Here is a 23,777-nt window from a genome sequence, read left to right as displayed (position 1 = left end):
TTATTATATTAAATGATATTTTAAATAATATCAAGTTAATACGCATTTATTTCTTGATATTTTTTAAAATAACACAAAAAGAGAGGGGAATCCCCTCTCTTTTTTCTATGCTCCATATTTTGCTACTTGCTCATGAATAAAGCTTTTAATCGCTTTAATCGCCTTATTTTTCTTTAAGAACGAACCTGATAAACGGTCCATAATTGTACTATCTTCAATGATATTGGCATATTCATATGTCGCCACTTGTTCTTTTAAAACAGATTGATCTAACCCAACTTCGCTTGCAAAGGTATTCATTTCTTCTTCCTGTACTTCCTCTTCATACTTTGAATATTCATCAAGAATTGATACATTTGCGCCAAGCTGTGGCACGATTTTATCTAAGAAATTATGAATGAGCTCGACTTTTAATCGTAACTTTTCATCAGATGCGTGATCTAACTCTTGTTTGATTAACTTAATTTCTTGATCTCTTGTTTTTTCATCATCCATTGTTAAATTAGCAATTAAATTCATAATATAGCTAACATTAATGCGGTCTGTATGCATTAACTCCAACTCAAAATCAATGTCTTGTAGAATTGATTCTTTACGAGGATCCTCTTTTTTCAGGCGGTCATGGATTTTGAAGTACTTACTTTTATAATCCTCATAGGATTGCTCTGTAATTTGCAGTTCATCTTCATCAAATTCAAAATCTGAAAATGATTGCAGGCGTTGAAGCATTTTCGTGACGTTTTTGAAGGCCACAATAAATTCACGTTGCTCTTCTTCGGTTTGGAGTGCATCTACTTGTTCTGGTGATGCTGCAACTTTCTTTAAATCCGTTAATGCTTCTTTAAATTTTGCTAAATAGGCATCATAGTTTTGCATTAACACATCATCTACTGAATTTGTTTTAGAGAATAAACGAATGGTATCATCTGTTTGGTCTTTTAAATTGCGGTAACAAACCACATTACCATACGGCTTCGTTGCCTTTTCCACACGATTTGTACGACTATAAGCTTGTAATAAGTTGTGATACTGCAAGTTTTTGTCGACATATAATGTATTTAATGGCTTACTGTCAAAACCTGTTAAGAACATATTTACGACTAATAAAATATCGATCTGTGCTTGCTTCATCTTTTTCGATACGTCTGAGAAATAACGGTCCCATGTATCTGTTGAGTAATCTGTTCCAAACAGATGATTATAGTCCACAATTATGCGGTCCAATGCTTCACGTGAATGTTCTTCTGTACCGTCACTTTCCTCATTAGCACCGAATGAATAGATTCCTGCAATTTTCAAGTTATGATTTTTTGCTTTAAACAAATCGTAGTATTTAATTAATGTTTGAATTGAATCCACTGCAAAAATGCCGCAATATCCTTTACTTTTCGCACGACGACTATGATTATCGATAATGTGATCTGCAATCATATTTAATCGTGTAGAATGGTGCAATACTTCATCTGTATCAATTCCTTCTACTTTCGTATCATCGAATTCATCCACTTTAGATTGGAACGTGCTAATGTATTCAACTGAGAAGCCTAATACGTTCCCATCACGAATCGCATCTTTAATTAAATAATGATGCAAACACTTTTCAAATAAATCCGCTGTAGTACGACCATCTTGGCTTTTATTTTCTTCAAATCGTGGCGTACCCGTAAATCCGAAGTATTGTGCATTTTGGAAGTGATGATCAATATCTTTACGCATATCACCAAATTGACTACGATGGCATTCATCAATAATAAAGACGACATGCTCTTGCTTGTAAGGCTCCATTACTTTCTCATAACGTGGATTTTTAACGGCGTTACTCATTTTTTGAATCGTTGTTACGATAAAACGCTTCATTGGATTTTTGATTTGTTTAATTAATTCATCCGTTTTATCCGTACGGTCGACAGAACCTTTTTCAAACTTATTAAATTCCGCAGTCGTTTGGCTATCTAAATCTTGACGGTCTACTAAGAAGAATACTTTTTTGATACTTTCTTCATTCGCTAAAATTTGTCCAGATTTAAACGATGTCAATGTTTTACCCGAACCGGTTGTGTGCCAAATAAAACCGTTATTATTCGTCTCCGTCGCACGTTTGACTAACGCTTCCACCGCATATACTTGATAAGGACGCATGACCATTAAGGCCTTATCCGTATCGTTAATAATCATATAGCGGCTTACCATTTTCGCTAAATGACAAGGTTGTAAAAAGGCCTTCGTGAACTCCTGTAAGTTCGTAATAATATTGTTTTCTTCATCTGACCAGAAGAATGTAAAACCAAATTGAATATCATAATCAGAATTTGAGAAGTATTTCGTATCGACGCCATTACTTACAACAAAAATTTGTAAGAAGTGATAGAGCCCTTGGAACGAATGGCGACGGTAACGCTGAATTTGGTTAAATGCTTCTTTAAAATCTAATCCTCTTCGCTTTAACTCGATTTGGGCGATTGGTAACCCATTGATGAAAACGGTGACATCGTAACGATTTTCGTATTTGCCAAACATTGTCGTTTGCGTTGTCACTTGGAATAAGTTTTTACACCATTGTTTCGTATTCATAAGTTCTAAATAAAGCCCCGTACCATCTTCACGCTCGATTAGCAACTTATCACGTAAGATTTTTGCAGACTCATAAATACTTTTATTTTCTGTTGCAACAAGCACACGCTTAAATTCTTTATCTGTTAACGGTTGCCCATTTAATTTCTTCTCATTGAACTTATTTAATTGCGCACGAAAATTGGCTAATACAGCTGCATAATCCGATAATTGAACAGCTTCATAACCTTGTTTTTGCAATTGCTCGACTAAATGATTTTCTAGTTGTGCTTCTGACTGATAACCCACTTCCATATCCCCCACATATCCACTTTTATATATTCAAAATATCTTTACCTATCAATAATCATACCATCGAAAAGAATTTCTGTATTAATATTCCATAAAATATATTACTAAATTTGTTCTATGGGAAATTATACGATTTGTCAAACTAGCTTTTCAAATAACAATTTAGCTTTATGTATAACGCTTTTCTTACTGTGTTTAGCTTTTTTTACAACAATACCTTCTCTTTCTATCCCCATAATCAATTCCTTGGCCCAAACACCATTTTTATCCACTAAGCCCGACAACATGTCTTGAATAATCGAAGACCATTCCACACTGATAGTTGCGGACAATATCAACATAGATAAAGAACGACTTTCTCGTTCTATTTCCAAAACTTTGTACTGTCTCCCATTAAATAATTCTATACTAGGTACTATGTACTTACGATTTGTAATTCCGTCATCTAAGTAACTAAATTTTCGCTTTTCACTCCCTGTTGGTAATATACCTGTAGCTACATTAATTGCTTTAACTTCTGGATAACCTTCTAAAACCTTAAGTACATTAATAAAATCCAATAATTCACCTTGTGCCTGTATCTCATATAAAGATTTATTTTCTATTCCTCTTACAAGCTGATTACCACCAACATCAGCGGTGGATCTCCGTGCATTATCCTCAATAAAATAACGTTTTGTATTTTCATCTTCTTGTGTTCGTTGCTTATTAGAATTTCTACGAATTTTTGTTACCTTCGGGAGCTTTTCGTATTCATGAATTTGATTATCCATTTCTATTAAATCAAAATCATCAGTTGTTCCCTCAGCTTCTTCATCTAATTTCATTTCAGGTTCATCTATACCACCATTCTGCTTTGAATGAAATGCATATTTTTTAGCTTCGCTTGCCCTTTCATTTTGCATTATCTCTGGATGAGTAAATGAAATCTCTTTATAAGGAATCTTTTTATTTTTAACGTTCTTTATTCGAAGGATAGTTCCTCCCGCTACACTTGATTTCACAACAGCAGTAACGGTAATAGGTTGCTTGAATAACCAATCAAACCGTAGGACTCCTGTATTAATAAAGGTATAAGCTGTATTTTCGAACACTTGTCTTAGACCTGAATTTGTTAAAAGCCATACTAGCTGGAATAAGTAGGAGTCTTTCGTATACTTACGATGATATTGTGATGAAAAATCTAGATGTAGCTTATTGGGCTCATATTGCTCAATAAAATATTGCGGAAAAGAATTCGTTTCAAATAAACGATATAATAAAAATCGATTTGGTGCTAAAATACTACGCACAATTTCAATAAGAGGCAAGATATATTTTTTATTTCGGTATGAAACAGTGAAACTACGCGAAACATCTTTATCATTTGTACCAAATATACTCCAAGCTCTTTCTGAATAGGTCACAGCGTTTGGGTAAATTGTAATTTCGACTTCTTCTATACCTGACGGAGGAATACTTTGACTAATGTCGCCGTTCATGTAGTAATGCTGAATAGCTAAAGCTGGCAACGTTCCCCAATCAACTAATAATTTTTCAGTCCTATCATTTGCTCTAAAATAAGCATGGATCATCGTTTTTTTATCTTGCAAAAAAGGAGAGCTAATCCAAGTTAATTGAACTTGCTCTCCTTCATCAAATGGCCAATTATTCAGTTTAACCTGTTGTTTTCTCATCGTTACTCACATCCTGTTTCTTTTTTAAATATTCTTCTAACTTTGGTTTTATTTCATGAAAATGATGCGTTTTTACTGCTGCTATACGCTGCACTTTCCATAGTATAACTGGTTCATCCATCGTTATCATTTGGTCAATCACTTTACAACACCTACGAATTTGAAATTGCTCGACTGACTCAGTTATTTCTTCTAATAGTTCCTTCGTCTGCGATAGTTTATCTAAATGACGCTCCAAGTTCGCTAATATTCCTAATCGTTTACCTATCGCTGAAATCGTTATTCGAATAGGTCTTTCTTTTGCTAATAACTCTTTATAGAGCATTTTTATTTTTGTAACATATTCTCTATCTCGTTTATTCCAGTCTACTGTTTTAATTGACTCTAGCTTTTTTTGTTTTATAGGCAAATTCTTTATCAACCATTCTTTATCATGCCGATATAAGAACATATATTGCTTTTTAAAACGTTCTCTCAAAGCTGTACGAGATAAATTAGGGAGTTTCTGTATACCTTCTATCAGCTCGTTTCTATACTGTTCAAGTAACGCTTTATTCTCTATTTTTGCTTGGTTACTTACTACCTCATATCCCTCTAAATACTTTTTAACTGTCTTTGAATCGACTCCTAATTCTCTCGCAATTGCCCTGGTACTAAATTTTCTATTAGACAACTGTTTAAGCTTTGACTTCCACAATTCACCAAATACTTTTACTCTTCCTATGCGAAATCGATCTTCTAAAGACCTATCAGGGCCTTTTCTTGCATAGACGAAGCCACAAGAACAGCTAAATGTACCAATTGAGGCTGTCGATTTAAAATATCTTGTAACCTCAATACTAGGAATGACTGATTCTTTATAGTGTGTTGCTGCTTTATTTAAACAAGGCCAAGGCCCCACACCAAACGGACCTACATGAGCCTTTTGATTCACAAAGTCAGCTATATCCTGTTCTAAGAAATAAAGCATTAACAACTGCCTAAAAGGATGTACATGGCGCTTGGTATTACGAGTAATCACTTTTAACCAGTTATACTCATCCGCTATATTTAGATTACTCTCATACTTCTCTAAAAAACCTTTAAGGAACTTACTTTGAAACGCTTGATACAATTCTTTTTGACGTACTCGATTCGAAACTGTAATCAGATTTAATTCAAACAATAACGCACGGTATTTCAGCTTAATATCTTCACGTAAAAATTTATGCAATGGTAATTGCAATAATTTATATGCTTGTTTTGATAAGTGAATTGAAGTTTCTGCAAAAGGGTCAGCTTTGTAAATAGAAGATAGATTCATATTTTTTAACTCAAATCGAATATATTCAATACGGCCAGTTGTCTCTACTGGATATTTTCTCAATTGCACCTCATGGTGGGGACAGTAATCAATGCCTTGTAGCTGATGCTCTCGATGTATATATGGTTCTCCAAATTGCTCTACATCACTTTTTGTACAATCTGCACAATAATAGATTCCAGATTTTCTACAAATACTTCCTGCAATCATACCGAGTCTTGTATAAAGTGCTTGTCCATTACTAGAAACGTCTCGTAGAATTTCTTGCTGACGCTGCTTTGTTAAAAACATTGCATAATAAGGATAAATTGTATTACTAGCTAATATAGTCTCAACAGAATAGTTAGAGCCTAGTTGCTCAGCTAATATGGACAAATGGCTACCAATCTCCACACTCGGAATCACAGATCGACTTTGAAACACTTCTTCTAACGTATCTTTACAGTCAAGATTCCCACTATAAAAGTGATAACGTGCAATCGCTGAATACATCAGCTCATCTGGATATGGATTAGTGAAGAAAGGTAACAAACTATCATCTCCCCTTTTAAATGGATCACCTTAATAAACTATCTATAGTGTCGTTACATAATCTGATTCTCGGCATTCTGTACAATGAAATGATTTTTGCGTTATAAAAAAATTGTGTATTTTTCCTTGAGGCAAGTTTTTGTATCTAAATGATTTTGTAGATAACCCACCTGATGCAAGAGGTATTCTGTTCCAAAGACTTAAATCAAAATCACCCGCGTTTCCCCCATGATGAGGTACAACTAACTCGTAAGGCTTTATAGAACTTCTATTTAATACACCATTATAAATTTGCGGGTAGTGATGGTCCCCCGTTAATACTGCAACTTTTCTATCCCCCTCAATAGTAAGTACAATACCGCTTTGATTGATATTAGCACCATCACTTGAACGGAATAATTTAAAGTTATGTATCTTTCCTCGAGAAATTAATTCAATTCTTCGGCTCCTTTCTCTTTTAAGGGCAGGGGGAATAATATCAATGTTTATCCCAAAGGATTGTAAACGATTTAACCCCTTGTTTAACTGAAGAGTATTCGGCATTTTAGACGGTACAACTATATTTTTCATTAATCTTAGTTGAGTATCATCTAAATCTAAAATTGCTCTATAATGATCTAAATCCCAATGACTAATAACAGCATAAAAAGGACTCGTTAAGTTTGCTCTATCAAAGATATCATCCATCTCTTTATTACTAAATTTCACATCCCCCCCAAGGTCATAAATAAGACGAAATCTATCTTCATTTACACCTCTCCAATTACAGCATTCAAGATTACAAATAGGACAAAGCTTTTCCCCACTCACTTCATTCAAATTACCACATCCAACATCCCTAACAATCAATTGTAAATTTCGGATATCTCCTATTTCTTTTATATCCTTGTAAAACTCAGAATCATAAAAATCTTTAGTTTCCTCATTTTTCTTGTATAGCTTTCCATCTATCGTTCTAAATTGTTGAAAATTTAACTTTTGATCATCACGCATTGTTAAATTAAACTTAATCAATCTATATTCAGATTCCTCATTTATCATTTTAAAATTTTCAAAAAAACAAATCGGTATATCATACCAAAATCCAGCTCGCGGGCCTTTATAACTTTCAAATTTCAAATTATTAAGGATTAATAGTGTTTGGGATGGCACGTTTGAAATTTGTACGTTTGTACGTCTTGCTAATTCTTCTAAATCTGACATGTTATTAAAATCAAATACTACCTCATATGCTTGTTTTTCATAATCAAAAAGGACTCGTTCACAGTATAAATTCATTATCCAAATCTCCCTAAATGTATCTTATTAGTAAAGCTCTTTTATAGGATTTTTTATATAACCATTCATTTCTAAAAAATCATAGGGGTGCTTTTTACAATCCATGGCTTGTGTTCTTAATTTTACAAGATGGAGTATTTCAATAGTTTTGACACTAGATTGTTCTTTTTTTAATTTGTTTCTCTTATTGAATTCCACCATTAATTGAATCGCTTCAAACTTCAAATCATTATATCTGATATCTATAGGGTGCTTTTCAACAATCGTTTTTATTAATTTCCGTATGGTATTTACACTCAAAGCATCAAAAATCCCTAGTGAAGCAACTTCAATGCTTAAACTTTCAATTGTATCTTGCCTCTTATATCGCAACGTGTTTTGACGCTCTTTCATCGCCTCTTTAATTTTACCTTCGTACTCATTATTTTGTTTATGGTTAATCATTAATTCATCCAGATTAATCATAATATCCTCATACCTATACATCGCCTTCAGATCATTTTTACGAATGGCATTAAGCATCGGCTGAATAATTTTCATATCCTCTTTAGCTGTTTTCTTTAACACACGAGAAGTAATACTCTCATTTTTGTTTACTTCATCAAATAGTGCTCGTTCCTGTGCCAGAATAAACAAATTTACAGCTACCGAAGTAATTCCTTGGCATTCTTCATAAAACGTCTTTTTAATTTCGCCAGTAAGCTCTGAACGAGTTTTTAAACATTGTAACTCCCATAATGTTTCTAAAAAGAACTCCCATTCCTCACTGTCCTCAGCCATACGATCCCAAATAATTGCACCATCACTTGCTGCACGACGAGCTTGACGGAAGTTTCCTTTAAATAATTGTTGGGCCTTCGAGGTGCCAATTAACACTGTAGGGATGCCGACTGTATTTGATAATGTAACAAAAAAGTTCAACATCTCTTCTTGATCATTTTTTGAATGTAGTAAGTGCTGAATTTCATCAATAACTAACACACCAATACCGTACATACTTGCTAAGGAAGTCATGTGTAAAAGCATCGTTGATGTAACACGATTTAAATAACCATACTTCTCCAAATAACGAGTACCAAGTAGCTCATCAATCGCCTTGAGGAATCCTTTACACATTGTAGATAAGCTGCCATCATATGGACAATCGATTTTAAGCCAAACAATTTGTGTACGATTAAACGCTTGTCCTTTGTAAGCTTCATGTTTAATAACTTGCGGATACATAAGTAGCAAGCGCTCAATTGCTGTTGTTTTCCCAATACCTGAAATGCCAATAATCGATAAACTATCTGCTGTGGAGCGAATATAATTTAATCGCTCATCAATATATTTATGTGCTTCCTCTTCATCTTCTCTTAGCTGGTGTAAAACCCGAATACGCTCTAGAAATGTTTTATCTAATGGATTACGTGCTAAATATCCTCGGCGAATTAAAGTCGATAGGCGACGCTCTACTTCAAAATGGATAGGCAAAGGTTGAATGAAGTTTTTCACACGCTTCAACACATGATAGCGAATGTTCGTTTCACTTTGTTTATCTTGCTCTGTAATACGTGGCGTTACCATAAATCTTTCTAACACATCATCCTCATCAAAGATTGGTGGGAGCGCTTCGATAAAGGGATTATTGTCATACTCAGATAAAACCTGCTCTTTGTAATTGGCCTCTTCAAAATCACCTTTAAGGACAAGATTATTCGTCTTTTCCAAACTTCTCATCTCGCTTTTTCTTTAATTTTTCCATTAGGCGAGAGCTAGGCCTTTTAGATAGCTCACTTTGTACCTTTTCTTTTGTAGAAAAATCAATTACTTCTGCTTTCTCACTAACAGCCGCTGGTGACAAGTCAAACTTTTCTTGCTGTCTATTTAACTGCTTTTCCGTACTTTTATTTTCTCTAATAGATGCAATTTTTTCTCTTTTGCTAGTAGATGCGTTTAAAGATTGATGTTTCTTGTTCTTTGCCTTTTTAATGATTTCATCCATCTTTGCATCTGTATTAATCGTTAGTTGTATTTGATTGGAACGTTCGATCTCTTCCAATTCACTTCGTAATTGTTGTTGGAAAATAACTTCTTCTAAGAAGTCGTTACGATATTGTTGACTTGGCTCAAGTAAAATACAAGACTCAAAATCCATCCCATTATCATGCGGAATATAAATTTTCTCTACGTTACGTGGATCGTAAACTATTTCGATACTCTTATTTCTTAGTTTTAGATACCATTGCTTTTCGACAGCTTGTTTTGAACCATATAATAGATTTTTAAATTTAATGCCTGCTCTAGAAATGATACCTTTCCCACGTGGCAAAACATTTAACCTTAGAATATTTCTATCAACAGTTCTTAGTCTTCCTTTACGATTTTGAATCCCCCAGTTCCATAATTTGATTGGAGTTGGTACAAAGCCATCTGTAATCATTTCTTTTTCCATTGGGTATTTATCAATAATTTTATGATTATGATGAAGAACTAGCGTAATAATTATTACTGTAAATTCTTTAAGACTTAAAGTCGCATCTAAGCGATAATCTCGGTCTCCTCGCTCACGATATTCCTTTTGAATTGCCCCAGGCGTCTTTTGTTTTACCTTACCATTCAATGTACGAAATTTACGTTCTACAATTCCCTTTAAATCCCCTCGATAAGCGGTTGTATTTTCAATTTTGATATTTAAATTATTAATTAGATTTTCAACAGAGTATCCTTCAAACTCACCTCGATCAGCAATAATGATTTCGGGTAAATGATTTGTAGGCCATTGCTCCTCAAGTATTTCAATCCCATACTGTTTACAAAAATTCACTTTATCTGCGACCATATTATCTAAAGCCATCATCGCTCCAATCCATGATGGACCTTCTAATCCGACATATAATCCTGTAACGATACGAGAATACACATCGATTACAGCGTAAATAACTGGTCTACCAATTACTTTATTTACATCCAAGGAACTAACTAAATAAATGTCTGCGATCGTTGCATCAATTTGGAAATGCGTTCCTGGTCCATTTGTTTCGGATTTCGAATCACTTAAAATTGGTCTATGTTTAGACTCAAATTCCTTGGCACTCTTACGGAATTGAATATCTTTTTTCGGATCCTCTAGTTTTTTAAACCAATAGTAAAACTGATTATATGAAGGTATTCGACTAGCATCCCAAACATGGTATTTCATTTCACCATTCTCTTTATAGCGGTTTGAATAGAAATCACGCAAAATAAAATGATATACATCTGTTAGTGAATAATTATTTGTTTTGCGATAGTACTTGTTAATGGCGTGTTCAAATTGCACCTTAACTTCATCAGTAATATTGATACCCGTTTGATAATTCCCACTAATATTTACTCTTCGAGGGCGTCCTATTTTGGTATTTGTTAAAGATTTGCTTCTTCCCTTACCACCAGAATTTGCGTAATCAGGTAACATCGCATTTTGGTTCATACCACGCTGCCAATAACGACTGAGAAGCTTTTTTACCTTCGTTTTCCCAAGTCCACTGTCTTTAACAATCTCCTGAATCTTATTTTCACGACCTTGTTTATTAAGTAGTTCACTCATATTATGAAGAATATATTTTTCAACTATATACCAATCTTCTTCACGTTTTCGTATTTGTACTTCTGTTAATTCGTTATCTGGAATAGCTTTTGCATAAGGATCCATAACCACTAGAAGCTCACCTTGTTTAATGTCCGTCTGTAAAACACTATATAGTTCTTTTTGAGGCATAGCACTCGTCGTATCAATATTAACGATATACACATACGATTCCTCAATGTCGATTACACGTATCCTCTTAGAATCCGTTACATATTGAAGCACTTGATTAATATAAATCATCCGTATTTCACCTGCTTCAACTTGCTTTCATCAATCGACTTAATATCAATAGCCTCCTCTAAATTTATTGGTTTAAGCATATCTATCACAATAATTTTCTGAGCAAGCAAATGATAAAAAAGGGTCACACCACTCCCAAAAGGCAGATGTGTATCTGAATCAAATTCACTTGTAATAATACGAACACTGCATGAATCGTTTAGCAATCTTTGCATCAACGATAAAGATAAATCCTCGATGAGCTGCGAACTCATTTTTTGAAATACATCATAATCTCGAATATTGTAATAGTCATGAATGTAGCTAATATTCCGTGCCATTACTTTATGAATCTCTTTCTCTGTAACCATGCCCCAATCAACGTCTCTCCTCTGCCAATACTCTCGTTCAATCTCGAACTTTTCCAATACACGTTCCTTTAATAATTCATCCTTCATTTTAATTGTACGAGCCACTTCAAATACACCTTGTCCTTTATCTACTGTTAATAAAAAATCCGTTGTCATCACAATCGGTTCACCAGTTTTAGGATTAGTAGGATGCTTAATACCTAACTCATCTGCAATAACGATTGTTTCTTCCAACGGTAGTAAAGGAAATTGCTCACGAATACCGAAAATACAATCGGAATATTCAATCAAATAAAAGTAGTTTCGTTCTAAATCTGACAAAAATTCATGTTGCCTACTCGTTTTTATTCCTTTCAAACGAGTTGAACGCCCTAGAGAGGATACATCTTGAATTTTCAGCCACGGTTTATAATTTATACCGATACCTGAACCACGACCTTCTTTTATCCACTTTTCAATTTCAGATGTTCTTTTTCTTTTAGACATAAAAACACCCCTTTAGATAATCATGTCTAAAGGGGTAAAGCATCGCGACTTTATTCAAAACATCGCATCTTTTTTATAAACATCGCTACTTTATTTCAAATCTACACCATTGTGAGTAGTAATATAATTTGTCCCTTATAATGCTCTATTTCGCTAGTTTTGTAACGAACTTTTGTCCCTATTTGTAATTTAAGGCGTCACTTTTTGTGTTTTCAAGCAACAAAACATGTCACTTTTCGTTTATGGATAGATTTTTACAATGCATAATGATTCCCACAGGGAAAATCGACACATGATGTATCATTATACCTGATAAGAAAAAAATATTTCATATCGAGAATCGAAGGGCAAAAATCTTTTCTTTTACAATACACCTCCATATATAACGGAGAGAAGCTTCATGACGAACAAGCAGAATTAGAACGCTTACGCATGGAGAATGCTTACTTAAAAAAGTTGAATGCCTTAGTTTAAAGCAAGGAAAAATTACAAAGCAAGAAAAGCGCAAGTATTTGAGCTAAGGATATTATCTAAATGCTTTACTCAAGCTCGCTGGCATTCCACGCAGTACGTATTATTATTATTATGTAAGAACTCCTAGGTTCTCCAAACAAACATGCCGAATTAAAAACATTGATTCAGGACCAAAATATTCTCTTGTTTCACTATGATTGAACAGGCTTTTAAACGACTAACAGGCGAAGACAAGCTACTTATTTACTCGGATCAAGGCTGACATTACCAAATGAATAAGTACTAAGATGCATTAAAAGAAAGAAACATTAGGCAGAGTTATGTCGCGAAAGGAAACTGCTATGATAACGCAGTTTATTGAGAATTTCTTTGGCATATTAAAATCCGAATTTTTATATACACAAGAATTTGACAGTGTTGAACATTTTTAAAAAAAACTAGTGAAATGCATCGATTACTATAGTACAAATGTATCAAGGTAAAATTCAAAGGCTTGAGTCCAGTATAATACCGAACTCAAGTCCTAAACGCTGTTTAATTAAATTACATGTCTATCCTTTTGGGGTCACTTCATAACGAATGATAACCGGTCTTTATAAATTAAAATAATCTTCAAACTTAGAATTTCAACGACTTTCCATTTCAACAAGTAATAACAATATCTACATAAACAAGTGTTTCCCATACAAAATTCGTTATTGTAAAGCGACCCGGTCATGCGGTTGGGGTTATTTTACGCTTACTTTTTAAAAAAAGTATACTTGTTGTCGATAGTGTGATTTTGTGCCTACAAATGATGCTCACACTTTGCTCAGACATGTCCGTTTCTTATAATCCACGATAATAGTGAATTAACGGAGGGTGTTTATCGTCATCAGGTGTCATGTGCTTCACAATAAAATTATCACCATTCATATAGTATTCTCTTATTAATGGCTCATCTGGCTCAATATACTCCTTATCAACAATTATTAGTTGCCTCTCTTTAAGTTCAGTAGCAAACAATTTATAAATAAAGCGATAAAAACCTTCAAATATATCTTTGTTTTCTCGTTCACTTATATTTTTCATAGGTGTATCAATCATTACAAATGAAGGGATTTCAATCTTTTTTTTTGCTGCCAATCGATGAACAGCTAGTGCGAAACAACATTTGAATATTGTTTTCTTTCCGCCACTGCTCAGATTGGAAAAATTCATTACAAATAGATCGTCCTGTCCCTTTCTAGTAATATGCGGGATGAAGTCAGTCGTATTTATTTCGACTAGGTCATCCTGGTGAATTCCTGAGAATCCAACCTGCCATAAATTATCGAGAAAAAAGTCTTTCAGTTCTTGCAAATTAGTCGCATCTTTTTCTGCTTTTGCCCTTGCTTCCTTTAGTTCTCTTTTTAATCTCTCCTCTTCGACGATTAAATTCTCTACCTCTTTATAAAGCTGTTCAACTTTTCCCGGTAAGGGTAATAGATTTATCAGGGCTTGTTTATTTGCAGTTATACTACCTATTTCTCTCTCGAGTTCTCTTGCCAAAGATAAGTACGCTGAATCATACTCACTTTCAAACTCCACTAACTTCCAGTCGATTTTCGCTTTCTCTCTAGAAATATTTATACGTTCCTGCTCTATATCACTTTTTTTCTTCTCTAACCTTAATAGAAAGTCCTGTAGCTCACGTTGTCGTGTTTTCAAATCAACTTGAAGCAATTCTGTCTCATCAACATCAGTTCGATCTTTAATTTCTTGTGTACAAACTTTGCAATGATTAACTGGAACTACTAAATTTAAATCTTGTCCACACTCTGGACACGAGCAAAATGCAACACCTTTTAATGCATTTTTCGCAACAATCGATCTACTAACCTTAATTGATGTAATATTATATTCATTTTGTAGTCTTTTTCTTGTCTTTATTTGCTCCTCCGTATCCAGAGCAGCTTTAGATAGTTCTTCTAGAGTTTTTGAATAGATTATTGCTGTAGTTTTATATTCATCAATTAAATGTTTATTATTCCTAATTATAGTATTTCTTATATCAAACAAATCCTGTTTCTTTTTATGTAATTCAACGTCTAAGCTTTCCAAATTACGCTCTATCTCAAATTTGTCTGCGATTTTACTTTCTTTTAAAAAATTGTTTATTTGAGTTACTGCTTCCAACTTTGAAGCCTTGTTTCTCCTTGTTTCATAAAGTTCTCCTTCCAAATATGCAACATTCTCTTGATGAAATCCAAGTAACAGTCGCATAATGTCACGGCTTTTGTATCGTTTATAATCATGCTCATCACGCCCTAAATAAAAAAAGGAGCTATCGATTCCATCTTGGCTTAGATAACAGTACCACATAAGATCTCTAAAACTTAAACGAATTAACTCTGTATCTTCTTTTAATTTACTTTTCCTTACTCTTGGTGGTTGGATATTACATAAATAAAAAATAAGATCAGATAAATTGTAAATAGAACTACTAGGAATCAGTGGTATTGCATCCGATTTTGACGAAATAGGTGCAATGACATTCCAAGTTTCCTCTGTATTAACGTCCATCCATGTTACATTGACTTGATTTGACCCCTTATCTCTACTAAATACTATGTGGCGGAAGTTGTTAATTAGTACTTCTAGTTCTGCCCCATTAAACTCCTGTTGTAATGCTGGGGTTTGTACAAGTTCATTCCCCAGGCAGAAATCAACTAGATGTAAAATCGTAGATTTCCCAGCCCCCATTTTGCCATATAAAAAAGTAATTGATTTGGCAAAAGGAACATTAATTAAGGCCTTGCGACACCTTAGTGTTAGATTAGCCAACTGTATTTTCACTTTGAAAACTCCTTAATAGTTGATTACTACATCAGATATAGCCCTATTCATGATTTCATTTAATCTAACATTAGAAAGTTTAAATATTTGCGTTTTAATTATTTTACTTTGTTCAACCATTTCAGCAAACGTATGTTCCTTATATAATTTCAAAACAATATCTTCAGCTTCATTAGTCAAGCTGAACTCAACTTTCATGCCTACTAAATTCCATGTTATTAAACATCTAGCTTCTAAAAGTACGAGTAACCGTCGAAAAGAAGCACTCCAAGGACTATATCTAAAGTAAAGCATTTTACTCTCAATATTATTTTTTTCCGCTTCAGATAATTGGATTACTTTTTTACTGGAAAGATTACTAAGAGCCCGTTCAAGTGCAACGGGATATCTTAATAAAAAGTCCAATTTTGATAAGGTTGCTAGTTCCAGCGTGACCGTCTGCTTTTTTCCTCTTAAAATATTTAGTAGGATAATTATTCTTACCAAGTGCAACTCCTCTTGCTCATCCACTGAAATGACAGATTCAATTAATGATTTGGTCACGATTTTTCCATCCCCCAATTGGTTCTTTACTAAATGCGATTTTACAATCATTTGTTAAAATTCCCACTAAGCCTTTAAGAATTTCATATGGGGTATGAAACACGTCCTCTTTACGATTCATAGAAATGCTTTCTAGACGGTCTTCAATATTTTGTAGCATTTCTGTTCCATAAGGAGTGTCTGGTTTTCTACACCTTGATCTAGCTTCTACAGACTGATTAGTAACAATGGAACGGATTTGATTGTATTGATTTAAGTACTGTGCTTTGTTTTCTACCCGATAACTGTTACTTATAAAATAATCTTCAGCTGCTGCACGTAAATCGTCCATAACATCAATATCTTCAATGTCTACAAGACCACAAGACATTTTATATCTCATAAGTTGGCCAGACTCTGAAGAAGTAATACCGTCAACTGCACTAGGGGTACTTAAAAAAACTCCACCCTTTATATTAGTTTCAATAAGTAGTCCTACTGCATGCTTAGTAATTCTTTTTGTGTTAATTTCTTCAGCGTTAGCAATTGTACTTCCGCCAATTAGTGCACAATAATCCTTCACAGCATTATTCGTACGTTTTGAAGACGCACCATAAATTTTTTCAACTAAAAGTCGGTGTATCATTCTGATTTTTTCTATAGCTACACTATGACATATCGTTAATTTTCCAAGATGGTCATTAATTACTTTTGCATCTATATCATCGATTCCTGGCCCTTCTTGAACTTCGGTGATTGCTAAAACACCTAGTACTTCATTTATTGGTGCTCCTGTTTTATCAACCAAATTTTCCACATATTTTTGTAAATCTCTAGGATTAAATCCTTCTGTTTTCCCCGTTTTAACTTGATTTAATAAATTTACGAGACTTTTTCCAGACTCATCTTTACGAAACGGACAGTTCGAGACAATTACAAATTTAGAAAACTTATTCTGATACATGTTAGATAGTTTAATAAATCTAATTAAACTGCCTAAAATAGCCGCATCGTTAATTTCAAAAGCTCCATCAACTAATTGCCTCGTTTTTATTTGAATACCATGATATGTTCCATCCTCGTTAATTGCCAAAATGTCTTCATGATGCTCACAAAACAGTTCTTTATACGGTAATTGGCCATTATACATTTGAATAGCAACTAGAGCTGTGTAGGTATGTTGGTATCTGAATCTCTTTTGAGTCTCATCACCTGGATCAGAGGTTGACAATTGCTCATGTGGTAATGCATCAAAAGAAGAAGATGGTTCAATAATTTCGCTCAAACGATATCTCCCCCGTTAGATAGTCAACTAATTTTGAATGTAGGTCTTTGGTATCACTCTATATCACTTCTACAATTCTTTAAAATTACCTCTATTACTAAAAATTAATATTACTACTTTAAATTGGGAAATTCCAAATAGAATTCAACCAGTAGCCATAGCAGTTTAGGACACGAGATCGTCTTGACTGTTTACCAACTTTTACACCTATCACCATTTATCTATGACGTCCTAGATCCATCCCCTGTTCAACGTCTTGAAAACTCATACCTTTAAAAATTTTAATTATTTCACATCGGACTCTTACTGAGAAGCCATGATAAGACCTTCTAGACGACAAAATACCTTGAAACGTCACATTTAGTTTGGTTACTTCGATGCATTTTCATTTTCTCCACCAACAGCATATGTAAATAATTTCCTGTAAACTTATTCAACCGATATATGAAAAGTTTTCATCCCCCTAATTAGGATATCTTTTTCGGAGTCAACTGAGTCAAGGGCATAAGGTTAAACGAACCCTTGACGCGTTGGTGTAGAAAAAGACAATCCCTTCAGAAATGAAGCCTTTCTCTTATTTGTTAACGGATGTGTGGTCGTACGCGATCCTCAAAGAAAACAGATAGCTGCATGAGAATCTGTCCCTAATTGTGGAATCGTCCCGTCCATTTACGTAAGACATCCATAGTTACGAGATTTAACAAACCTCGTTAGCGCAGCCCCCTCGGTTTCGTGCGCAGCATGGTCACTGAAGGAATCCGTGAAGGGGCTGTACGTGGACGCCATTATCCTACAAATATTCATGCACTTCAAGTACAGCATGCACTACAAAGCATTAAAATCGCAACGATGTTGTCCTAGGTCTGTAAATGTTCTGTTCGAATTAGGGTACATAGTAGGAACCAAACCGACAGATAGTGAAAACAATGGTTAGATTGTCATTGGTCCCTTCTGTTTCGGACCACCTATCATAACGTATGTTTGTCCTTCTTACACAGTTGTTTCAGGATCAAACTCAGCAAAACAACGATAACTACAATGGAGCCTTGTAGCCAATAAACTGACAAATACTTAGCCATAAGGTTACCAACCAATGCAAAAGCTTGCGGAAAAAATGCAATCGCAAGCGTTATGACTATCCCTAACCACCATACATTCTTCTGAAACCACAGCTTCATAATGGCATTCCCCTTTTAACAAAAGCATCTTTTCTTTACACTTTGAATTGTACAACACTCCATATAATATATAGAAGGGATACAATACGATGTGTAAACGGTTACATTGTTGTTAATAATGGGATTTATGTGTTTTAATTTATCAAAAAAAGTTGTAAAACAGACATATATTGGTTGTCTAATCTGCAATAAATTTGATATTATTTGTAAATATCACAACTTATATTGAAGGGAGAAGTAAAATGGCAAGTAGATATGGACGTGTGCGCAATGCCTATTGGGGTGCATTTATCCTAGATTGGTTCAAGCATCTCCAGGACCATGAGTTAAGCGCAGCCGACTATCGGATATTGTTCTACTTGGGTGAAAAAATGATGACCGATGACAATACAGCCCGCGTGAGACAAAAGACGATTGCTCAGGATCTCGCAATGGATAAAGGTAACGTTTCCAAGTGCTTAAAGAAGCTATGTGCGAAACAATTCATTGCAAAAGCTCCCGATGGTTACATGGTTAACCCTCATTTGTTCTATGCAGGAAATGGCTATGCTAATCGTTATAATCTACGTGATAGCTTCGAAAGGCTACTCATTGAAAGTCCTCGATTTTTTCTAAATGAGGATCTACGCATACTCGAGGTCTTAGATGATAATGACGACCTGGGTAAATGGAAACCCCCATTCTAGGGACGATGAAGGATGGGGACAATTCAGGACTATGCTTGCATCTCTAAAAGAACGGAATCACTTTTACCCTTATTTTTTTAAAAATCTAAAAAAGTTAGATGAACCGAGGCCTCGCTTCGCATTAGTCATCTGAAACAAATCCTACAAATACAAGACGCTAAAGTAAATGAAAAGCTCCGTCAACAGGAAGCAGCCAGAGCGGCACAAAAGAAAAGAATATCTCTGTCAGACCTGAATAACGACTTTATAAAGTTATATAATAATGCCAAAATTTCAAATCAAGAGAGAGGATATAAGCTGGAAAAGCCACTTCAATATTTGTCAGAGTATGAAGTCCTTAAAGTAGCCAAACCCTTTAAGATCAGTGGGGAACAAATCGATGGGGCAATAAAGTTTTAAGGCGAGAACTACATAGTCGAAGCTAAGTGGCACGATGCTCCAACAGCAAGTGATGCACTTTACCACTTTGCATATAAAATTGAAGGCAAACTGTATGGCCGTGGCTTCTTCACATCTGTAAATGGATTCTCTCGAGGTTCCTTTGCAGCACTAACTTCGGGTAAGTCTATTAACAATACTTATCGACGGTGGAGATTTGAGCTATATTTTTTGGGGTTATATAACCTTCACCAGGTTACTTGATTCTAAAGTTAGAGCTGCTCAAACACAGGGCTACATTTACTTTGATCCGATGACCGGCAAAAGTAAACATTAAACCAAATATCTAACAATCATAAAAGCCCAGGAACTGGTCTTACCCCTGTCAAGTAGACAGTATAAAAAAGCCTAAGCAGCCAGTGTGTTTCGGTATTCCACCGGAGCACACTGGCTGCTTAGGCTTTTTTGGAATCATTCATGGTTATAAAACCATATGTATTTTTCAATGGCTTGAAAGAGTTCTTCTTCTGTTCTACACTCAGAAAAGTACAATGTCTTGGTTTTGAGATGCAAAAAAAAGGATTCAATGCAGGCGTTATCAAGGCAGTTTCCTTTGGGAGAGTGGCTACCTTTTATGCCAAGTTCCTTTATTAGCTTATTGTACTGCTTAGACGTGTACTCGAAGCCCTGATCAGAATGCAGGATCGCTTCCTGCACGTCTCTTTTTTTGCTCAGTTGTTCGACAGTATCCAATACGAGCTGTAAGTCATTTCGATGAGAAATCTTCCAACTAACAACTTCGTTGTTATAGAGGTCCTGGATGACTGAGAGATAGTAAAATCGACTTTGAAGCGATACAAAGGTGATATCTATTACATACAAGTGATTTGGCTTGTCCGTTTTAAACTTACGGTTAAGCAAATTAGGATTAATAACAGATACTGTTTTACCAAAATAACATCTCTTCTTTCGGATAATAGACCGAAGGTTTAGCTCCTTCATCAGCCGGTATACGCGTTTGTGATTCACATTCCATCCTTTCTTTCTTAAAGCAATTTGCATTCTTGGATATCCGAAGTATGGATGAGCATGGTGGATCTCTATTAGATGTTCCTTCTGATTTTGATTCTGCTCCTGTCTGAATGATGGTTTTCCTTTTGTACTGAGCCATTTGTAGTAACCGGATCGAGACACTCTCGCAATTTCCACTAACCAAGTAAGCGGATATTTTTTACGTAACTCATTTATGATTAAAAACCGATTTACTTTCCATATCTTTCCCCCAGATGCACCTTTAGTTATTGCTTTATAGGACATCCCTCTTTCTTGATACAATTTTACTGCCTTCAGCTTAAACTCTTCGGAATAACATTTGAATTTTTGACCTTTTTTAGCTATAGGAAAATAAACAAAAGAACTTTTATTTTAAACTGATCAAAACCTTAGCCCCACTTATGATACGGCTAACTGTAACGTATCTAAGTGAGGTTTTATATAGTGTTTTATGGTCTAAAGTATGTTTTCCCTTTTGCATGAGGATAGTCACCAAATAACCACACTTCTTGCCTATCAATCATTAAGAGGTCGCATAATCATTCCCCAAAGAAAAACCGCCATTATACTCCCTTTCATCTGCCAATAAGTAAAATAACGAAATATACCTTTTTCACAAAAATAGGCAGGGTTCACATGTTGGCCTGCTTTAATTAGACTCGTTCTTTGCTTTATATACCTCACGCAGGTTTGTGCCATAAATATATCCCAATTATTTCCTTCCACTAAGCCCGGCGAGCCATATTCTCTAGTGAATGATAATATTGATTCATTGTTTGTTCCAGATATCCTCACTTATGGTATGGTTGATCATATCATATAACAGGGGAAATATTTAGGTCACCTTAAAAAGATCAGAACTTTTGACTGGTTAATTGTCAGCATGACGTATTTCCATAAACCACACTACAATAAGAAAACCGCACATTAGAGAACGGCCAATTTTAACAATACTATTCTTTAATATACTAAATATGGTTGATGTAAAGTTTCTTTATTGAATGAATGTATCGGTCCAAATATTCCCTCAACTTCGGCCTGAAAATTAGTTATATCATCAATATACAGAACTCTTAAATTCTTGATTGCTCTAGAACAAGAAACATATAATAAATTTTGTACTTGTTCAAATTTATCTTTGTTTTCAACCTCTAAAGTTTGTGAGTGCGTATACTTTTCAAAGAAGAAATTAAAATAATCTCTACTTCTTCCAAATGCATTTTCCATAATAATTATGACATTATTAAACTCGAGTCCTTTTGTTCCATGATACGTATGGTAAATTATATGACCCTCATGTTTATTTGATATATACTTATACCACAAACTATATTCATACATATTTATATCTAATAGTTTTTGTATAGTTTCATTTGCATTTTCGATTTCATCATCTGATAAATTTGGAAATAACTTCTCAAGAAGATGATTTTTAAATATATCAAATGAGATATTCTCAAAGTCAAAAATGGCATCTATAACTTTTTTATATTTTCCTTCAACATTTTTGAAATAGTTTAATGAAACTGACTTTATATAATCACCTAGTGTTTTTCCCTCATTTTGTTTCAACAATTGGATTAATTTTCTTAAATCTATAATATTCATATCTTGATATATGCTTTTATGAATAATATTAATGACTGGGGTTTTTCCATTATCAAGATTATTTTTTAATTCAATTATCTTGAATAATAAATTAGGTATTTCACCAAGCTTTAATATATCGGCACTTAAAAGCTCAGTATTAAGTTGGTCATAGTTGATACCACTATATTTATTTGTTTGTTTAAAAGTATTATATATGTTCTCAAAGCCACTATACTTTGCTACAGATTCATTTGTTAAAACTAAACAATGCAGTTGATTTCTTGGTGAAATTCCCCATTCGTATTCATACTTTTTTATAAAGTCATTTATTTCATTCGGACTCCCTATGTAAAACTTTACACTACCACCCTCACAATCATCATAGATTGATACTTGCTTAATATCATCATTTCTAATTCTATTGATTACCTCAATGACTTCTTTTGTAGACCTTCTATTAAACTCTTTATCTATTAATATTAAGTCTGAATGAATTTCAATTATCCTTTTTCCAACACCCGTATTATAAATATTCTGAGCGGTATCCCCAAAGTATCCAATAAAAATTTTATGGTCGATTCTTCTCGCATTATTTTGCAAATATTTCATGATTAATACTACTTTTTCATTGGTATCTTGATATTCATCAATAAAAATATAGGGATATTTATCAATAATGAACTGCTTTAATAGATTATATTTCTCTATTATTTTTAAACCGTATTCTATTAAAGTGTCATGGCTAATTCGCATTTTATGTAATTGATCTCTGTTATAGTTAGAATTGTATACTACAGAATTATATCCTTGTTTGTTTAATTGAATGTTTTCATAACATTTGGTATAATTATCTATTTTGTATATTGTACTTACTAATTTTCTAAAATCATTAATGTTTTTAATTATTTGTGGAAAGTCTTTTAAGAGTTCTTGAAATACATTTCTCAACGCAGCTGCCTTAACATTATAATTCTGATAAAATAACTCTTTATTTTCTATCATTATCCTTATAAAATTTTCTTTTTGCTCGTTATCTAATTCTCGATAATTCCCATATTTCTTATCTTTTTCTAAATTATCTTCTAAATTATTAACCTCTTCTTTCAGTTTTTCTTTATGGATTTGTACTAATTCTTTTTTGTAATCCTTTATTAGATCCCAAATTCTCTCGTGTATTGTAGAAATCAACACTAAATCTGTATTACCAAGTCTCTCTTTTACTTCTTCTGTTGCAACATTTGTATATGTAATACAAATAATTTTTTGATTATGTTTTCTTAAAGTCCTCTCATATTTATTTATTACATATCTGATGCTTTCAATTAGTGCATACGTTTTACCAGCACCGGCACCCGAATTAAATATGATACTTTCATTTTTATCTATTGAATCAAAGATGGCATATATTGACTGATTTTCTTTTTCTCGATTAGCCGGAGATACTATTGATAAACACAT

Annotated in this window: 13 protein-coding genes and 2 pseudogenes; 2 read left to right on the top strand and 13 right to left on the bottom strand. The window is 33.9% G+C overall.

From position 1 onward, the window contains the following. Positions 1-105: 105 nt before the first annotated feature. The 7 genes from GOP56_RS17245 to GOP56_RS17215 all read right to left on the bottom strand — a co-directional run bounded on the left by GOP56_RS17245 (position 106) and on the right by GOP56_RS17215 (position 12,336). Positions 106-2,859 carry a type I restriction endonuclease subunit R, EcoR124 family gene (locus GOP56_RS17245; RefSeq protein ID WP_163246130.1) on the bottom strand — a complete coding sequence of 918 codons (2,754 nt, stop codon included), beginning with the start codon at positions 2,857-2,859 and terminating at the stop codon, positions 106-108. Between the two features lie 140 nt (positions 2,860-2,999). Continuing rightward, positions 3,000-4,538 carry a Tn7-like element transposition protein TnsE gene (locus GOP56_RS17240; RefSeq protein WP_174250681.1) on the bottom strand — a complete coding sequence of 513 codons (1,539 nt, stop codon included), beginning with the start codon at positions 4,536-4,538 and terminating at the stop codon, positions 3,000-3,002. After that, on the bottom strand, positions 4,519-6,372 hold the full coding sequence (locus tag GOP56_RS17235; RefSeq protein WP_163246129.1) for a TnsD family Tn7-like transposition protein: 1,854 nt from the start codon (positions 6,370-6,372) through the stop codon (positions 4,519-4,521). Before GOP56_RS17235 ends, GOP56_RS17240 begins: the two co-directional genes overlap by 20 nt. Before the next feature lie 42 nt (positions 6,373-6,414). Continuing rightward, entirely contained in the window at positions 6,415-7,650 is a 1,236-nt protein-coding gene (locus tag GOP56_RS17230; protein WP_163246128.1) for a ComEC/Rec2 family competence protein, read from the bottom strand. 27 nt (positions 7,651-7,677) lie between these two features. Next, complete coding sequence (locus tag GOP56_RS17225; RefSeq protein ID WP_163246127.1) at positions 7,678-9,369, bottom strand: ATP-binding protein; 1,692 nt, start codon at positions 9,367-9,369, stop codon at positions 7,678-7,680. Beyond that, positions 9,344-11,500 carry a Mu transposase C-terminal domain-containing protein gene (locus GOP56_RS17220; protein WP_163246126.1) on the bottom strand — a complete coding sequence of 719 codons (2,157 nt, stop codon included), beginning with the start codon at positions 11,498-11,500 and terminating at the stop codon, positions 9,344-9,346. Before GOP56_RS17220 ends, GOP56_RS17225 begins: the two co-directional genes overlap by 26 nt. Beyond that, positions 11,497-12,336, bottom strand: a complete 840-nt coding sequence (locus GOP56_RS17215) for a TnsA endonuclease N-terminal domain-containing protein (protein WP_163246125.1) — start codon at positions 12,334-12,336, stop codon at positions 11,497-11,499. Before GOP56_RS17215 ends, GOP56_RS17220 begins: the two co-directional genes overlap by 4 nt. Positions 12,337-12,744: 408 nt before the next feature. On the opposite strand from GOP56_RS17215, the pseudogene GOP56_RS24020 reads away from it, so the two are divergent. Beyond that, positions 12,745-13,318 (top strand): annotated as a pseudogene (locus GOP56_RS24020) (transposase); the annotation flags it as partial. 320 nt (positions 13,319-13,638) lie between these two features. On the opposite strand, the gene GOP56_RS17205 reads toward GOP56_RS24020, so the two are convergent. The 4 genes from GOP56_RS17205 to GOP56_RS17190 all read right to left on the bottom strand — a co-directional run bounded on the left by GOP56_RS17205 (position 13,639) and on the right by GOP56_RS17190 (position 18,612). After that, positions 13,639-15,627, bottom strand: a complete 1,989-nt coding sequence (locus GOP56_RS17205; protein WP_163246123.1) for an AAA family ATPase — start codon at positions 15,625-15,627, stop codon at positions 13,639-13,641. A 12-nt stretch (positions 15,628-15,639) separates the two neighbouring features. After that, a complete protein-coding gene (locus tag GOP56_RS17200) occupies positions 15,640-16,170 on the bottom strand; it encodes a hypothetical protein (protein ID WP_163246122.1) in 531 nt (176 codons plus the stop codon). Then, positions 16,151-17,434 (bottom strand): dsDNA nuclease domain-containing protein, encoded by a 1,284-nt coding sequence (locus GOP56_RS17195; protein ID WP_163246121.1) that lies wholly within the window; start codon positions 17,432-17,434, stop codon positions 16,151-16,153. Before GOP56_RS17195 ends, GOP56_RS17200 begins: the two co-directional genes overlap by 20 nt. A 968-nt stretch (positions 17,435-18,402) precedes the next feature. Beyond that, a complete protein-coding gene (locus tag GOP56_RS17190; RefSeq protein ID WP_163246120.1) occupies positions 18,403-18,612 on the bottom strand; it encodes a hypothetical protein in 210 nt (69 codons plus the stop codon). Between the two features lie 242 nt (positions 18,613-18,854). Here GOP56_RS17190 and GOP56_RS17185 point away from each other — a divergent pair, with 242 nt between their 5' ends. After that, on the top strand, positions 18,855-19,298 hold the full coding sequence (locus tag GOP56_RS17185) for a MarR family transcriptional regulator (protein WP_163246119.1): 444 nt from the start codon (positions 18,855-18,857) through the stop codon (positions 19,296-19,298). Positions 19,299-20,084: 786 nt separating this feature from the next. Here GOP56_RS17185 and GOP56_RS17180 read toward each other — a convergent pair. Further along, positions 20,085-21,074: pseudogene (locus tag GOP56_RS17180) on the bottom strand (IS3 family transposase). Positions 21,075-21,689: 615 nt separating this feature from the next. Beyond that, positions 21,690-23,777, bottom strand: a complete 2,088-nt coding sequence (locus tag GOP56_RS17175) for a UvrD-helicase domain-containing protein (protein ID WP_163246118.1) — start codon at positions 23,775-23,777, stop codon at positions 21,690-21,692.

It is taken from the genome of Brevibacillus sp. 7WMA2 (genome assembly GCF_010748895.1).
Classification (GTDB): Bacteria; Bacillota; Bacilli; order Brevibacillales; family Brevibacillaceae; genus Brevibacillus_B; species Brevibacillus_B halotolerans.
This window is presented reverse-complemented; position numbering and strand designations above follow the sequence as displayed.

Coding starts and splice junctions, on each gene's coding strand:
- GOP56_RS17230 (WP_163246128.1), bottom strand. CDS start 7,650: ATGAATTTATACTGTGAACGAGTCCTTTTTGATTATGAAAAACAAGCA.
- GOP56_RS17175 (WP_163246118.1), bottom strand. CDS start 23,777: ATGTGTTTATCAATAGTATCTCCGGCTAATCGAGAAAAAGAAAATCAG.
- GOP56_RS17240 (WP_174250681.1), bottom strand. CDS start 4,538: ATGAGAAAACAACAGGTTAAACTGAATAATTGGCCATTTGATGAAGGA.
- GOP56_RS17215 (WP_163246125.1), bottom strand. CDS start 12,336: ATGTCTAAAAGAAAAAGAACATCTGAAATTGAAAAGTGGATAAAAGAA.
- GOP56_RS17190 (WP_163246120.1), bottom strand. CDS start 18,612: ATGAAGCTGTGGTTTCAGAAGAATGTATGGTGGTTAGGGATAGTCATA.
- GOP56_RS17220 (WP_163246126.1), bottom strand. CDS start 11,500: ATGATTTATATTAATCAAGTGCTTCAATATGTAACGGATTCTAAGAGG.
- GOP56_RS17225 (WP_163246127.1), bottom strand. CDS start 9,369: ATGAGAAGTTTGGAAAAGACGAATAATCTTGTCCTTAAAGGTGATTTT.
- GOP56_RS17185 (WP_163246119.1), top strand. CDS start 18,855: ATGGCAAGTAGATATGGACGTGTGCGCAATGCCTATTGGGGTGCATTT.